The organism is Enterococcus sp. FSL R5-0957, from assembly GCF_038008005.1.
Classification (GTDB): Bacteria; Bacillota; Bacilli; order Lactobacillales; family Enterococcaceae; genus Enterococcus_B; species Enterococcus_B faecium.
In genome coordinates this window covers 1,586,126-1,601,765 of sequence record NZ_JBBOYG010000001.1, presented here as the reverse complement: position 1 = coordinate 1,601,765, position 15,640 = coordinate 1,586,126, and the positions used below count along the sequence as shown (strand labels likewise).

Below are 15,640 nucleotides of genomic sequence, written 5' to 3'. Positions count from 1 at the left end.
TATAGTACTAAAAAAGACAAAGGTCAGCTGGATGTGGAATCTTTCCTCATAGCCTATCTTTGTCTTTTTTCTTATAGTTTTTTCAGTAATCTTGTCTGTGGCTTCAAATAAGTAAAGCCTTGCCCTTCCACTTCATGCACATTGATGATTGAAAGGAAAGCTTTTTCGTCAATCTCGTGGACGATCCTCTTAGCTTCAGTTAATTCACTAGAGCTAACGACCATATAGATGATTTTTTTTGAATTACCAGAGAATGCGCCTTCTCCAGAAAGGAAAGTCACACCTCTTTGCAGACCGGTCATCAGTAGTGGTGCAATCTCTTCGCTTTTGTTGGAGACGACAAGTAGACCTTTTGCAGAATATCCGCCATCTAAGATCGAATCAATCACACGACTGAAAACATACGAAACAATCAATGTATACATCATACGTTTCAAGTCGATATAGGTTAATGAAGCAAGTAAGACGATGATATCAAATGCCAATAGGGAACGCCCCATAGTGATGCCGTAATTTTGTTCTAAAATCCGAGCGATAATATCACTGCCGCCTGTTGTTCCACCCATGCGGTAGACGATCCCGCTTCCTACACCTGCAACTAAACCCGCAAGTAGAGAAACGATCAGTAGATCATGCTGTAAATTGATTTCTAGTGGAACCTTTTGCCAGATCCATAAAAAGAATGACAAAGAAAGTGTACCTAGAACAGTATAGGCCAAGGAACGTTTACCGAGGATCTTTCCTCCTAGTAAAATCAATGGGATGTTGATTAATAAAGTCGTATAAGCTGGATCAATACCAAATAAAGCTCTTAAGATCAAGGTGATCCCTGAGACTCCCCCTTCTGCTAAATGATTAGCGATGTTCAAGTAAACAAGACCAAATGCATAAATACTTGTTCCTATAATGATAAAAAGAACTTCTTTTACTGTTTTTCGTTTGACCATATGAATTCCAGCTTTCAATTATGTATTTTCACAGAATTTCCATTTAGAAATTCCTTCCTAAATGTAGCATGGAAATTCGATTTTCTCAATTGCTCTTATCTAGGATTTGCGTTAAAGTTTTGGTAAGATAGTTTTGGAGGGAAAAAGATGGATAAAAAGCGTTCTTTATACAGTATGCAGCAGGAAGTGGATGAATATATCCAGCAATTCAAGGTGGGGTATTTCTCTCCATTAGCTCAGATGGCTCGATTAACTGAAGAAGTAGGTGAATTGGCAAGAGAAGTCAACCACACTTATGGAGAAAAAAGCAAAAAGGCTTCTGAACCAGTTAACTCGGTAGCAGAAGAACTTGGTGATGTTTTATTCGTTACGATGATCATGGCTAATTCATTGAATATCGACTTAACTGAAGTTTTTGAAAAAAACATGGAAAAATTCAATCAAAGAGACCATAATCGCTTTGAGCGTAAGGACGAGTAAGTCCTGGCCTTGAAGACTCTGAAACGGACTTGTCAAACAGTCACCATGCAACTGAGTCTTTATCTCAGTACAAGAAACACGCAGGAAAGGTTGGAAAAATGAAATTAAAACAATTACCTCTGGAATACCAAAAGGCAATTCCAGTTCTGAAAAAATTAGAGAATGCAGGATATGAAGCTTATTTTGTAGGTGGAAGTGTTCGTGATATCTTGCTGAACCAGCCAATCCATGATGTGGATATCGCAACAAGCGCATTTCCAGAAGAAATCAAACAGCTTTTTCCAAAAACGATAGATATTGGGATCGAACATGGAACTGTGTTGGTATTAGAAAATGATGAACAATATGAGATCACCACATTTCGGACGGAATCAACTTATCAGGACTACCGCAGACCAGATCATGTCGAATTCGTTCGTTCGTTGGCAGAAGATTTGAAAAGAAGAGATTTTACGATCAATGCGTTTGCTTTGAAAGAAGATGGAGAAATCATCGATTTGTTCGATGGTCTGCAAGATCTAGAAGAACAGATCTTGCGAGCTGTAGGCAATCCTCATGAGCGGTTCCATGAAGATGCCTTACGAATGATGCGCGGGTTGCGTTTTGTCAGTCAACTAGGGTTCAAATTAGAGGAAGAAACCTTCTACGCCATCAAAGAAAACCACGAGCTATTAGGTAAAATATCTGTAGAACGTATAAATGTGGAATTCATCAAGATGCTCTTGGGAAATGAACGGGCCGCGGGAATCCATGCATTTATTGAAACAGAGTGCTACATTTGCTGTCCCGGTTTGAAAGAAGAAGGCGAAGCACTTTTACGTTTTGCTGAATTACCATCCGTCCCATTGAAAGAAGAGAGCCAAGTATGGACATTATTGATCAGCCAACTGGGTCTAAAAGAAAATGAGATTCGTTCCTTTTTGAAATCGTGGAAGTGTTCTAACCAAATGATTAAAGACGTTCAAGCACTTGTCCAAGGACTACGACAACGAGAAACTGGAGCTTTGGAACCATTCGAATTGTACTTCTTAGGCAAAAAACATGCACTGCAAGTAGAAGAATTGATGATCTATTTTGACGAAACACCTCAGATGGATGCCGTAGGAGAATCCTATGATCGTTTACCTATCAAGTCATTAAGCGAATTAGCAGTAGATGGTAAAATCTTGCTAGAAGAAACTGGAAAAAAACCTGGTAAGTGGGTTAGTGAAGCTTTGCAATTAGCTGAAAAAGCCGTCGTAGAACAAAGAATAAAAAATGATAAAAAACAGGTTTTGGATTTTTTATCGAAAGAAAAATTGATTTAAAAAACACTAGACTGTATCTGCTCAGCTTTGTTGGCTACTTAAAGTGGGCAGATACGTCATTAGAAGAAAAAACATAAGATGTGACCACTTACATAAATTTGTGCTAAACTGAGGTAGTACAAGAATAAATTACATCATAAAGGAGTCTTTTTAATGAGTAAAGAAATGACAGCGCTAAAATTTTATTTTAGAAATGGAGAAACCTGGACGATCAACCGCCGTCATATCGGCGATCTTTGGATCAAACAAATCACAACAAGTTTTGGACGAATCAATGGCAGTGAATTTGTTGAAATCCATCCGTGTGCTGGATTTAAAATCGAAATCTTCCATGAAGGGGACGCAGTTGCGACACATGATATCAACCTAGGCGGACTGGAAATGGGCATGTTTAATCGCGCATTGAAATACGAAGATATCGAGCGAATGGAAATCCTTTACCGAAATGGCACACCTGATCTTGTGTACTTCCCATATCTAGATAAAGGAACAGAAGGATTAGACAATCAATATCAATCAACAAAAATCAGCGAAAAAACAGGTAACTTGTATATCGTGATCAATCCAGATCAACGTGTAGAAGATGTATACGGGGAATTTTTCGAATAAATCGATTTTTACGCAAAAATGAGGCTGTGAAAGAGATGTGTCTTATTACTACTGATAAGCTGTCTCTTCCACACCGTTTATTCAGAATAAGGGACTGTGACAAGATTTTTGTCGCAGCCCCATTTTTTTGTTGTGATAAAAGAACAAGAAAGGCAGGAATGGAAAAGTAAACATCCTTTTGTCAGAAACTTTTATCTTTCTTAAGTTTTACTTGATATCTGATACTATTTGGAATAGAATGAGGCGTTGAAAAATTTATGGAAATTTCTAACTAGCAATAAACGATGAAACAATGAAATATTTTTCATCCAAAAAGAACTTTGTTATAATGATGGAAGTTTGTGTATAGGAGATCTGGAAAATGAGAGAGAGTTTTGAACAACAAAAAAAACTGTTGCATGATCGCTATGGCGCCCTTTCGATGGATGACCGCCGTCAAATACTTTGTAAGTTGCGTAAAAGAAATATATTGATGTATCGTCAGTTGGAACGTCTGAAACATGATCTGCTTCGTTTGGAGTCAAAACGTGTACAGTGTGAATTAGAGGGAAACCAAACACAGGTTGAAGTAGTCGAAACCAAAATTTTAAAGAAAAAAGAACAATTTTTAAAAATGCTTACACAAAATAAAAAATAAAGGGGATGGACGATGGAATTTGCTGAGTTAGTTATTGTATTTGCAGTAACGATCACCTTATCGAACATAGCTAGCCGCATTTTGCCAATGATTCCAGCTCCACTGATCCAAATTTTCCTTGGAGTGGTATTAGGTCTGACAGAGTGGGGACAATCAATCGATTTTGAACCTGAATTGTTCTTAGTTATGATTATTGCACCATTGTTATTTAGAGAAGGAGAAAAAGCAGATATTTCTTCGATTCTCAAAAATTTCGGGACAATTTTGTTCTTGGCATTTGGAGGAGTCATTTTGACCCTTGTCGGGGTAGGTGCGACGTTATCATTCCTGTTGCCAAGTGTCCCACTTGCTGCCTGCTTTGCTTTTGGAGCAGCGTTAGGTCCGACAGATGCGGTAGCAGTCAGTTCTCTTTCTGGACGAGTGAATATCCCTAAAAAGGCGATGCATATTTTGGAAGGAGAAGGTCTTTTGAATGATGCATCTGGTGTTACTGCCTTCCAGTTTGCTCTTGGTGCGCTGATCACCGGATCTTTTTCAGCAGTAAACGCGGGGATGAGTCTAGTAGTTTCTAGTATTGGGGGAGCTTTGATCGGCTTTTTGCTTGTCTGGTTCAAACAAAAAATAATTCATTTGATCGAAAAAGCATCAGCACAAGATGTCACAGGGTATCTGCTGATCGAACTTTTGCTTCCTTTTCTAGCCTATGTATTGGCAGAGGCATTTGATGTATCTGGAATCATTGCTGCAGTGGCAGCAGGTATTCTCCAAGCTTCTGGTTTTAGGAAAATCTCTGTGTTTGATGCAGAATTGTCGAGCTTGTCCCACAGTACATGGACAACTATTGCTTTTACACTGAATGCATTAGTATTTATATTTTTAGGAATCGAATTGACGCAAGTGTTCTCGCCAGTATGGGGAGACGGTTTATATCCAAACGGTCTTTTATTAGCGATTATCGTATTAATCTCTGTCATGCTTTTTGTGATCAGATTCATTTCTATCAGTCTTTTTTATGTATTCAAAGATGGCAGTAAAAAGTTCAAAAAACAGTTGAACGAGATCTTGATCTTAACATTTGGCGGTGTAAAGGGAACAGTCAGTTTGGCTACGATTTTTATTTTGCCATTTTCAATCAATAATATGATGTTTTACCAGCGGTCTTTGCTTTTGTTTCTGACGGCGGGTGTCATCTTAGTGACTTTGGTCATAGGGATCATTGTCTTGCCTATGCTGACGGAAACAGAGGAAGCGAAAAGCACGGATTTGAATGCTTTGATGATTTTAGAAGAGGTCGTTGAAGTTTTGCGAAAAGAAATAAAGGAAATTGATCGTAATACAAAAGAATTTTTAGCCACTGAAGCAGTGATAGAAAATTATCAAGAACGGATACGTGATCTGTACTTGGAAGATTTAACCGATGATGAAAAGCAAGAAGTACAAGAAATACAAGCACTGATTTTGTCGATCGAACGGGATGGATTGGATGAAAGTTATCGTTCGGGCAAGCTTTCTTCTAATGGTTATCGTTTTTACTCCCGTTTTCTTTCTCGATTCGAACATTCTATCACAAGCCAGATTTTGTCTTTTATCGGCTTTTGGTTCATTGTTGTCCGTAGGTTAATGCGAATCGTTCTCCATCCGAAAATGTTTTGGCAAAGAAGATATGCTGATCGTCAGACATTTATTAGTGATGAAGATATCCAAGAAATCAGAGAGACATATCAAAAAAATACTCAGTTGATTATTGAAAGTTTAGATAACTTGACTGATATTTATGATGAAACGATGGTTCAATTTTTTATCCAGCAACGCAAACTTGAAGGAATAAAAATGAACTCGGGGAATTTGATTTCTTCGTGGATGATCCAGCAAGATAGTCTGTTTACGAAAAAAATGCTAAGAGGTTATTATCTTGAAAGAAAAATCATTGATGAATACGAAGTTGCTGAGAAAATCACGACGTTTTCTGCGAACAGCTATCGCAGGAATATCAATTTGTTAGAATCTTATACGATGAACAAACCATCTGATAACTTTTCTTTCCGATTTGCGTTTCGAGCAAAGTCAAAAAAACGAGTCCAATAAAATAAAAAGGTAAAAATTTTCAAGTTTTATAAAAACGCCGATTGTAAAATTAAGCTAGACAACTAAAAAAGCCATTTGTGCTACACTCAAAATAGTTCTGACCAAAGAATTATAAGGAGTGAGTACAAATGACCTATACCCATCTTACAACGGATGAACTTGTAATGATAGAGTCTTATTTCAAAATAAATCAATCTGTTGCGAAAACTGCGCATTGCTTGAATCGTTCAAGACAAACGATCCATAAAGTATACCTATTCTTCAAGCAAGGAAAATCAGCCTTAGAATACTATCAACAGTATAAGAAAAACAAATCAAACTGTGGTAGACGCCCGCTTGTTTTACCCGAGGAACAATCAGAATATATTCAAAGAAAGGTTGTTCAAGGATGGACACCCGATGTGATTGTTGGTCGTGCAGCGTTTCCTATTCGTTGTTCTGCTCGTACCATTTATCGTATGTTCAAAAAGGGGCTATTTAATCCTTCTGACTTACCGATGAAAGGCAAGCGTAAACCGAATGGACATCAAGAAAGGCGTGGAAAACAAGCTTTCCGCCGCTCTATTCATGAACGTGAAAAAGATTATAGCCAATTCTCAAATGAGTTTGGTCACCTTGAAGGTGACACTATCGTAGGTCTGAAACATAAAAGTGCTGTAATTACCTTAGTTGAACGATTATCAAAAGTTATCATTACATTGAAACCGTGTGGTAGACAAGCGATTGATATTGAAAAAAAATTAAATCATTGGTTTGAATCTGTACCGAAAAATCTATTCAAATCCATCACTTTTGATTGTGGAAAGGAATTTTCAAATTGGAAACAAATCAGTAATGCCAATGATATTGCCATTTATTTCGCTGATCCAGGAACACCGTCTCAAAGAGGCCTAAACGAGAATTCTAACGGATTGTTACGTAGAGATGGTTTATTGAAATCTATGGATTTCAATTCAGTAGATGAATCTTTTATTCAATCTGTCACATCTAAACGAAATAATATTCCTAGAAAATCACTGGATTATCGAACACCTTTGGAAGTATTTTTGAGTTACGTAAGTATTGATGATTTGTCTAACTTAATTTGACAATTAAGAAAAACAAAACATATCAGAACAGGATCGAATCGGTCCTGTTCTTTTTTTGAGAACACAAAAAGAACAAATACCAAAAAAATTTTCCTGAAGTTCACTATTTTTATGATACAATATCCAAGATAAGGAGGGAACATGTTGAAAGAATTAAAAGTAACTGACCTCAAAAAAACTTATGGTGAAAAAGATTTGTTTGACCAGATTTCTTTTTTGGTCCACGAAAAAGACCGTATCGGGTTGATTGGGACGAACGGGACGGGTAAAACAAGTCTCTTAAATATTATTGCCGGTATCGATAGCGGCGACGGTGATCGGCAAACAGTGTTTTATCCAACTGATTACCGTATTGGTTATCTTTCTCAAGCAGCTGAATTTTCCGATGAATTAACTGTTCTCCAAGCAGTCTTTCAAGGAAACAGCCCCTTGATCCAAACTGTTCGAGCATATGAGGAAGCATTGATCGAACTAGGGGAAAACGGAGAAGACCCTGATGTGCAAAAACGTTATGCTAAAGCAGAAGAACAAATGAATAAAGAAGATGCTTGGACTACAGATACCAACGCAAAGATTATTTTGCAAAAATTAGGAATCAGTGAATTAGATAAAAAAATCAGTACTTTATCAGGTGGTCAGAAAAAACGAGTTAGTCTGGCGCAAGTGTTGATTGATGAACCCGATTTACTATTACTAGACGAACCAACAAACCATTTAGATTATGAAGCGATCGAGTGGTTGGAAAACTATTTGAAACAATACCGTGGCGCACTATTGATGGTTACCCACGATCGTTATTTTCTAGATAGAGTAGCAAACCGAATCTTCGAACTTTCATTTGGAAAATTATACGAGTATAAAGGAAATTATGAAGCTTACGTCTTAGAAAAAGCAGAACGTGATCGTGTAGAAGTAGAACAAGAAGAAAAGCGCAAGCGGCTTTATAAACAGGAATTAGCTTGGATGAGGGCTGGCGTACAGGCACGTGGCACCAAGCAGCAAGCACGGATCAACCGTTTCGAAGATCTAAAGGAGAACTTGTACCAAGTAAACCAAGAAGATGATTTAGAGCTGAACCTAGCGACACAACGTTTAGGGAAAAAAGTACTGGAAATCAAAGATGGCAGTTACCGTATAAATGACCAAACACTGCTAGAACATTTAGATTTACTGATTCAATCTCGGGAAAGACTAGGTATTACTGGTAAAAATGGTGCGGGAAAATCGACATTGCTTAATATTCTAGCTGGCAGAATTCCCCTGGATAGCGGTACAATGTCTATCGGTGAAACGGTTCATCTCGCGTATTATACACAAGAAAATGAAGAAATGGCACCAGATAAACGGATGATTGCTTACTTACAAGAAGCTGCTGAAGAAGCAAAAACAGCAGATGGCAGTCAAATCGGAGTAGCAGAATTACTTGAACGATTTTTATTTCCAAGATTTATGCATGGGACACTGATAGGCAAACTTTCAGGCGGAGAAAAACGCCGGTTATTTTTGTTGAAACTGCTGATCCAGCAACCTAATGTTTTATTATTGGATGAACCGACCAATGATTTGGACATAGCAACATTGACGATTTTGGAAGATTATTTTAGAAGTTTTCCAGGTGCTGTGATCACTGTTTCCCATGACCGTTATTTCTTGGACAAGGTAGCAGATAAGTTATTAGTATTCCAAGGAAACGGAAAACAAGAACTTTATTACGGAAACATGTCCAGTTATTTACTGAAGCAAAAAGAGACCCAGCAGCCTGCTGAAAAAGCGAAACCAAAAATACAGAGCAAGGAACCTGCTGAAAAGAAGAAATTATCTTACATGGAACAAAAAGAATGGGAAACGATTGAAGATGAGATTGCAGAACTTGAAGAAAAAATCTCATTGCTCCAAGAAGAGATGAATCATCAAGGAGATAATTTCACTCGATTACAAGAATTGCAAAACGACGTATCTGAAACAGAAGCACAACTTGAAGAAAAAATGGCACGGTGGGAATACTTGAGTGAATGGGTAGAAGATTAGGAGGAAAAAGGATGGAACAAGCGTATCTTGACTTAGGAAGAAAATTGTTGGAAGAAGGGCATCGTAAAGAAGACAGAACAGGCACAGGCACATTAAGCTTATTCGGATACCAAATGCGGTTTGATCTGCAAAAAGGGTTTCCTTTGTTAACAACGAAACGAGTACCTTTTGGATTGATCAAAAGCGAATTGCTTTGGTTTTTAAAAGGAGATACGAATATCCGCTATCTATTACAAAATAAAAACCATATTTGGGATGAATGGGCATTTGAACGCTACATCAAAAGTCCAGACTATAATGGACCAGATATGACTGATTTTGGCCATAGATGTTTGACAGATCCTGAATTCAATGAAGAATATAAAAAGCAGAGCAAGCTTTTTTGCGAGAAGATCCTAACCGATGATTCCTTTGCTGAAACATACGGCGATCTTGGACACATCTACGGCTATCAATGGCGTCACTGGGAAACAAAAGACGGTGGCTTTATCGATCAAATCAAAGAAGTGATCGAAGCAATCAAAAAGACTCCTGATTCTAGAAGATTGATCGTTTCTGCATGGAATCCGGAAGATGTTCCTAGCATGGCTTTGCCTCCTTGTCATACGATGTTTCAATTTTATGTTCAAGAGGGACGGCTAAGCTGCCAATTGTATCAACGCAGTGGGGATGTGTTTCTAGGCGTTCCGTTCAACATTGCAAGTTATGCGTTGCTGACTCACCTAATTGCACATGAAACAGGTTTAGCGGTTGGCGAATTTGTTCACACATTAGGAGACGCTCATCTTTATATCAGTCATATCGAACAAATGAAAGAACAATTGAGCCGAGAAATACGCGCATTTCCGACTTTAGTTTTGAATCAGGAAAAGCAGTCAGTATTTGATTTTGAGATGGAAGATATCCAATTAGAAGGATATGACCCACATCCGGCGATCAAAGCTCCTATCGCTGTTTAGAATCAGAAAGGATGAGAAAATGTTAGCTGCAATTTGGGCACAGGATGAAAACGGATTGATTGGAAAAGAAGACCGTCTTCCTTGGCGTTTGCCAAATGATCTGAAATTCTTCAAACAAATGACAGAAGCAAATACACTAGTGATGGGACGAAAAACTTTCGAAGGGATGGGTAGCCGTCCGTTGCCGAATCGTCAGACGATTGTTTTGACGAGAGATTCTTCCTATAAAGCAGAAGGCGTGCATGTCATGCATAGTGTGGAAGACGTGCTTGCTCTGGAAAAAGAAACAGATGGTATCTTTTTCATCGCTGGAGGGTCAGCTGTTTATCAAGAATTTCTGCCATTTTGTACGATATTATACCGTACAGTCATCCATCATGTATTCGATGGAGATGCTTATTTTCCACCTGTTGACTGGTCTGATTGGTCACTGATCAATACTAGTCAAGGAGAAATAGATGAAAAAAATCGTTATCCGCATCAATTTGAAACGTATCAGCGTAATGAGAATCCTGTAAAAAGCGGGACAGGCGAATTGACGATATAAAAAAGCTATGGATAGACTAGCTGTTATTTAGAGCTGTCCCATCCATAGCTTTATTTTTTTTATTAAGTAAAGAATAAAACAGAGAAGTACATAAAACCTGCACCTAACATAACAAACAAATGCCAAACAACATGCATATAGCGGATAGAATTCAAGCTATAAAAGAATGCGCCTATCGTGTAAGAAAGCCCGCCTGCTACCATCAAAATAACACCAGTCATTCCAAGAGAGTGATAAAGAGGAACAGCAGCCACGACACAGAGCCACCCCATAAAAATATAGATGATCGTAGATACTTTTGATACTCTCTCCCGTTTATGCAACGTCAACGCTTTATATATAATGCCAAGAATCGCAAACAACCAGATTAATACAAATAAAGTCCAACCTAGCCATCCTCGGATACTCAGCAAACAAAAAGGAGTATAACTTCCTGCAATCAAAAGAAAAATCGAACTATGATCGAATACTTGGAACACCTTTTTTGCTTTTGTAAAAATCAATGAATGAAACAAAGTAGACGTTAAAAATAAAAGAATCATCATCGATCCATAGATAGCATAAGAGACAATATGGAGGGAGGAATGCAAGTGGGCACCTTTTACTAAAAGAACCACTAGTCCCGCGATACTCAATCCAGTCCCAATTCCATGGGTGACTGCATTAAACACTTCATTTAATATTTCATACGTTCGATTAAATTTCGTTTTTTCCATGAAAACGGCTCCTTTACTAGGTGTAATTAATGAAAAATCATTATTTGTCTGTTATACTAAAAATAGAAATTGTCTTACATGTAGTTTAACATGAATAAGACATCTTGTTAAAGAAAGAGAGAGAGAAAATAATGACAAATGTAAAAATCGTAACAGATTCTTCATGTACGATGGAAAAAAATGTACGCGATGCTTTAGGCATTCGTGTCATGCCGCTATCCATCATGATCGACGGAACAGTATATCCCGATGATGACCAACTAGACGGCGAAAGATTTATGGAAATGATGGCGAAAGCAAAAAATCTGCCCAAAACAAGCCAACCACCGATTGGAGAATTCATCTCGATGTATGATGAGCTAGGAGAAGACGGCAGTGAAGTGATTTCGATCCATATGACAAAAGGCTTGAGTGGAACAGTAGAAGCAGCAAGACAAGCCAGTAATCTAACAAAAACGAAAGTAACGGTTATCGACAGTGATACCACTGACCAAGGATTATCTTTTCAGGTAATTCGAGCAGCTGAATTAGCAAAAGAAGGTAAAACAGTAGAGGAAATCCTTGAAGAAGTCAAAAAAGTACAAGACAATACAAAATTATACATCGGAATATCCACACTAGATAACTTGGTAAAAGGTGGAAGAATCAGCCGAACAACTGGTTTGCTGTCTAGTGTTTTGAACATACGCGTGGTGATGAATTTCGCCCATTCTGAATTAATCCCTGTAACTAAGGGGCGAGGAAAGAAAACGTTCGATAAATGGTTTAATAATTTGAAAAATGAACTGAAAGAATTGCCAAATGTGCGACAAATCGGTATTTCACATGCGGATGCAAAAGAATTGGCGCAAGAATTCAAAGTGGGTTTGCAAGAATTATTCCCGGACATGCATATCCCTGTACTGCATACGAATCCGGTTATCGCTACGCATACTGGTAAAGACGCGTTTGCAATCATGTATTATGTAGATTAGTCGAAAAGAGGATAAGCCCTCATCCTGAAAGGCTTGCAGCTTATTCTCTTTTTCTTTATAAAATTAGGAAAATAATTGTTTTCTTTTTTCATAAAGACTACCTTTTTGATAAAATTTTTGATAACATTAGAACCAATCGAATACAAGAGGTGAAAAAATGAAATTAACGAAACGACATTTGATCCTCGTTTTGTTCCCATTATTAATTGCGATCATCATCTATGTAGGTTTAGCTGCTTCTATACCGAAAGCTGGCCCACTAATGAAACCAGTAACTACTGTGAGAGAAGATCCAAATAAAAAAGAAAAACTTCACTACATAGCTATCGGAGATTCGCTGACTGAAGGAGTAGGAGATCAAACCAAGCAAGGAGGATTCGTTCCCCTTGTCGCAAATGATCTAAAAGACCGTTATAATTTGACCGCGGTTGAAACAGAAAACTATGGTGTAAATGGTGAACGAAGTGACCAGATCTTAAAGCGAGTAAAAACAAAAGAAGAAATTCGAAACAATATCAAAACAGCTGATTTTATCACACTGACTGTTGGCGGTAATGATTTGATGAAAGTTATCCAAAATAATTTATTCGGGTTAACGGTCAATTCCTTTAAAAAGCCACTGAAAAACTATCAGGAAAATGTCACAGAACTATTGGAAGAATTTCGATCCCTCAATAAAACCGCACCTATTTACATTTTAGGCATCTACAATCCATTTTATTTGAACTTTCCTGAGATCACTGACATGCAGATAATTGTTAACAATTGGAACAAAGGAACAGAAACGGTGACGAAAAAAATGCCGAACTGCTACTTTATCCCAATCAATGATTTGCTTTATCAAGGATTGAATCAGGAAGTAGGTGTCACAGAAGAAGGAACAGATCAAACAACTAGCACGACAGAAAATCTAAATGGCATCAAAAATAATGTGCTCTATGAAGAAGATCATTTCCATCCAAATAATTTAGGTTATCAATTGATGGCAAATGCAGTGAGAGATCAGCTGATCGAGACACAAAACCAATGGCTAGAGAAGGAGGATGATCAATAAACATGAAAACAAGATCTGACGTATCTTCAAACAAAACAAAGAAAACAAATTACTGGAAATTCGCCTTCCTTATCCTTCTTGGGGTAGTACTTGGTTCGACCGTATTTTTAGGCAGCCGTATTTTTGCTAATCGGGAACCAGAACTCCCAGAAATACCAGCTCTTACGGAAAGACAAGGAGATCCTGTCTTAACGATCAATTCAAATAAAGAAAAAGTCAATCAAATCATCAGCTTTTTCCTTAGTGAGTATCAAAAAGATAGTGATATTGAATATAAATTTTATTTGGAAAATGAAGCACTACTCAATGGTACTTTCGAAGTACTAGGTTTTCCTATCGATTTCTATTTATATTTTGATCCGTATGTGATGGAAAACGGAAATGTCCAACTAAAAGCTAGAAGTCTTTCTATCGGAACATTGAGTTTGCCAATCAAAGATGTGATGAATATGATCAAGAGAAACTATAAATTACCAGATTGGATCGAAGTCAATACAGATGATCTGACTATCATGCTTAGGTTGGATCAATTCCGAATGCAAAACGGGATGTATATTAAAGCAGATAAAATCGACTTAGTAAATGATGACATTCGGTTTAGTCTATATTTGCCAAAAGATACCTCTGATGCTTCAAACAACTTAAATACCAACAAAACTAGCACCAGCAGTACTGAAAGCAAGACAAAAGAAAATAAAAAATCATCGGATGAGTAGTATTAGAGGGGAATCATAATGGAACGAGCAATATTTGCAGGAGGCTGCTTCTGGTGTATGATCCAGCCTTTTGACATGCTTCCTGGTATCCATACAGTGATGTCAGGATATACTGGAGGGCAATGTACCAGATCCGACTTATGAACAAGTAAAAAGCCAAACGACTGGACATACAGAAGCAGTGGAGATTATCTATGATCCAACATTGATTTCATATGAACAATTAGTAGAACTTTACTGGCAGCAAACTGATCCAACTGACGCTTTCGGACAATTCGAGGATCGCGGTGACAATTATCGCCCGGTGATTTTTTATTTGACAGAAGAACAGCGGATCATTGCTGAAAAAAGTAAGAAACAGTTAGCTGAAAGTGGACGTTTCGAACAGCCAATCGTTACAAAAATCGAACCAGCCCAACCATTTTATCTAGCAGAAGAAGACCATCAAGAGTATTATAAAAAGCATCCTGAAAATTTTAAAAGAAACCATGCACGCCGGGCTGCCTTTATCTAAGAAAATTGGAGGAACGAAGGGTGAATCGAAGCTTTTTTCATTATTTAATGACACTGCGAGGCGGTGGCACACATGATGCTTTATCTGTTTTCGCTACAGAAGCCGGTAAAGACATCCAATTTCCTAAGCACAGCTCTAGCTACGAAGAAATTTCTAATTATCTGGAACTGAATGTCGACTATTTGCCGTCCATGGATATCTTTGACGAAGCATGGGAAAAATATTTAGAAAATAATCATGACATATAAGAGATAGTTTTGTACTTTATGATCAAAAAAGTTTTTTGTCCAATAGCCTAATTGAAAGAATTATTTTTATTTCAGCTATCTAGTCGCATTTTTTTGATATTTTTCTTATAATAAAGAAAGAATGAAAAAACGAGGGATGGATTGATAGAGATTGACAAAAAAACAACGCTATATTAATCGCTTCTGGCTTGTATTCAAATACTTACTTGTTTCTGTATTCCTTGCGTTCATGTTGCGGGGATTTTTATTCATCCCGGTACCAGTGGAAGGCAATTCAATGGAAAACGTGTTGAAGCAAGGTGATATGGTTGTGATGGAAAAATTTTCGGAGATCAGACGATTTGATATTGTTGTTTTTCAATTAGCAGATGGCACGATTTATATCAAACGAGTAATCGGTCTTCCAGGAGAAAATGTCAGCTACCAAAATGATCAATTGAAGATCAATGGGAAAGTAGTTAAGGAACCTTATCTAACTAAAAACCTGAAATCAGATCATGCAAATGCATCCTATACGACGGACTTTACACTACAAGAGCTAACGGGACAATCCAAGCTTCCGGAAGATAATTATTTTGTACTTGGAGATAATCGAAGAGTTTCAAAAGATAGTCGTTCGTTTGGCACGATCAATAAAACTGATATTCTAGGTAAAGCAAGATTTGTCTATTATCCACTTGATGAAATAAAATGGATCCAGTGAGAAACAATGGCTCTTTGTCAAATGATGT

General features: G+C 37.6%; 16 protein-coding genes and 1 pseudogene. 15 read left to right on the top strand and 2 right to left on the bottom strand.

Annotated features, from left to right (window positions below; all coding sequences use genetic code 11):
- Positions 1-71: 71 nt before the first annotated feature.
- A complete protein-coding gene (locus MKX69_RS07720) occupies positions 72-947 on the bottom strand; it encodes a YitT family protein (RefSeq protein ID WP_341009628.1) in 876 nt (291 codons plus the stop codon).
- A 147-nt stretch (positions 948-1,094) separates the two neighbouring features.
- On the opposite strand from MKX69_RS07720, the gene MKX69_RS07715 reads away from it, so the two are divergent.
- From MKX69_RS07715 to MKX69_RS07675, 9 genes are all read left to right on the top strand, one after another.
- The gene (locus MKX69_RS07715; protein WP_002290045.1) at positions 1,095-1,427 is read left to right on the top strand and encodes a nucleotide pyrophosphohydrolase; all 333 of its coding nucleotides are present in this window, start codon (positions 1,095-1,097) and stop codon (positions 1,425-1,427) included.
- 98 nt (positions 1,428-1,525) lie between these two features.
- A complete protein-coding gene (locus MKX69_RS07710) occupies positions 1,526-2,734 on the top strand; it encodes a CCA tRNA nucleotidyltransferase (RefSeq protein ID WP_002324657.1) in 1,209 nt (402 codons plus the stop codon).
- Positions 2,735-2,887: 153 nt separating this feature from the next.
- Positions 2,888-3,343: a hypothetical protein gene (locus MKX69_RS07705; RefSeq protein ID WP_002290187.1), complete on the top strand. Its 456-nt coding sequence runs from the start codon at positions 2,888-2,890 to the stop codon at positions 3,341-3,343.
- Between the two features lie 361 nt (positions 3,344-3,704).
- Positions 3,705-3,980, top strand: a complete 276-nt coding sequence (locus MKX69_RS07700; protein ID WP_002290188.1) for a hypothetical protein — start codon at positions 3,705-3,707, stop codon at positions 3,978-3,980.
- Between the two features lie 12 nt (positions 3,981-3,992).
- Entirely contained in the window at positions 3,993-6,065 is a 2,073-nt protein-coding gene (locus tag MKX69_RS07695; RefSeq protein ID WP_002324658.1) for a cation:proton antiporter, read from the top strand.
- A gap of 128 nt (positions 6,066-6,193) precedes the next feature.
- On the top strand, positions 6,194-7,153 hold the full coding sequence (locus MKX69_RS07690; protein WP_002330482.1) for an IS30 family transposase: 960 nt from the start codon (positions 6,194-6,196) through the stop codon (positions 7,151-7,153).
- 144 nt (positions 7,154-7,297) lie between these two features.
- Positions 7,298-9,181 carry an ABC-F family ATP-binding cassette domain-containing protein gene (locus tag MKX69_RS07685; RefSeq protein ID WP_033581979.1) on the top strand — a complete coding sequence of 628 codons (1,884 nt, stop codon included), beginning with the start codon at positions 7,298-7,300 and terminating at the stop codon, positions 9,179-9,181.
- 11 nt (positions 9,182-9,192) lie between these two features.
- Positions 9,193-10,140: a thymidylate synthase gene (locus MKX69_RS07680; RefSeq protein ID WP_341009623.1), complete on the top strand. Its 948-nt coding sequence runs from the start codon at positions 9,193-9,195 to the stop codon at positions 10,138-10,140.
- Positions 10,141-10,159: 19 nt separating this feature from the next.
- On the top strand, positions 10,160-10,687 hold the full coding sequence (locus MKX69_RS07675; protein WP_002298124.1) for a dihydrofolate reductase: 528 nt from the start codon (positions 10,160-10,162) through the stop codon (positions 10,685-10,687).
- Between the two features lie 62 nt (positions 10,688-10,749).
- Here the strand turns inward: MKX69_RS07675 and trhA are convergent, their stop codons facing one another.
- Positions 10,750-11,403, bottom strand: a complete 654-nt coding sequence (trhA, locus tag MKX69_RS07670) for a PAQR family membrane homeostasis protein TrhA (RefSeq protein ID WP_002288393.1) — start codon at positions 11,401-11,403, stop codon at positions 10,750-10,752.
- 131 nt (positions 11,404-11,534) lie between these two features.
- Here trhA and MKX69_RS07665 point away from each other — a divergent pair, with 131 nt between their 5' ends.
- The 6 genes and pseudogenes from MKX69_RS07665 (at position 11,535) to lepB (ending at position 15,612) form a co-directional block, all read left to right on the top strand.
- Positions 11,535-12,377, top strand: a complete 843-nt coding sequence (locus tag MKX69_RS07665; RefSeq protein ID WP_341009620.1) for a DegV family protein — start codon at positions 11,535-11,537, stop codon at positions 12,375-12,377.
- Positions 12,378-12,534: 157 nt separating this feature from the next.
- Complete coding sequence (locus MKX69_RS07660; protein ID WP_341009619.1) at positions 12,535-13,431, top strand: SGNH/GDSL hydrolase family protein; 897 nt, start codon at positions 12,535-12,537, stop codon at positions 13,429-13,431.
- Between the two features lie 2 nt (positions 13,432-13,433).
- Positions 13,434-14,147 (top strand): YpmS family protein, encoded by a 714-nt coding sequence (locus MKX69_RS07655; RefSeq protein WP_341009617.1) that lies wholly within the window; start codon positions 13,434-13,436, stop codon positions 14,145-14,147.
- Between the two features lie 18 nt (positions 14,148-14,165).
- Positions 14,166-14,661 (top strand): annotated as a pseudogene (gene msrA, locus MKX69_RS07650) (peptide-methionine (S)-S-oxide reductase MsrA).
- 20 nt (positions 14,662-14,681) lie between these two features.
- Positions 14,682-14,909 (top strand): YozE family protein, encoded by a 228-nt coding sequence (locus tag MKX69_RS07645; RefSeq protein WP_002288398.1) that lies wholly within the window; start codon positions 14,682-14,684, stop codon positions 14,907-14,909.
- 151 nt (positions 14,910-15,060) lie between these two features.
- Positions 15,061-15,612: a signal peptidase I gene (gene lepB, locus MKX69_RS07640; protein WP_002294418.1), complete on the top strand. Its 552-nt coding sequence runs from the start codon at positions 15,061-15,063 to the stop codon at positions 15,610-15,612.
- The last annotated feature ends 28 nt before the right edge of the window (positions 15,613-15,640 follow it).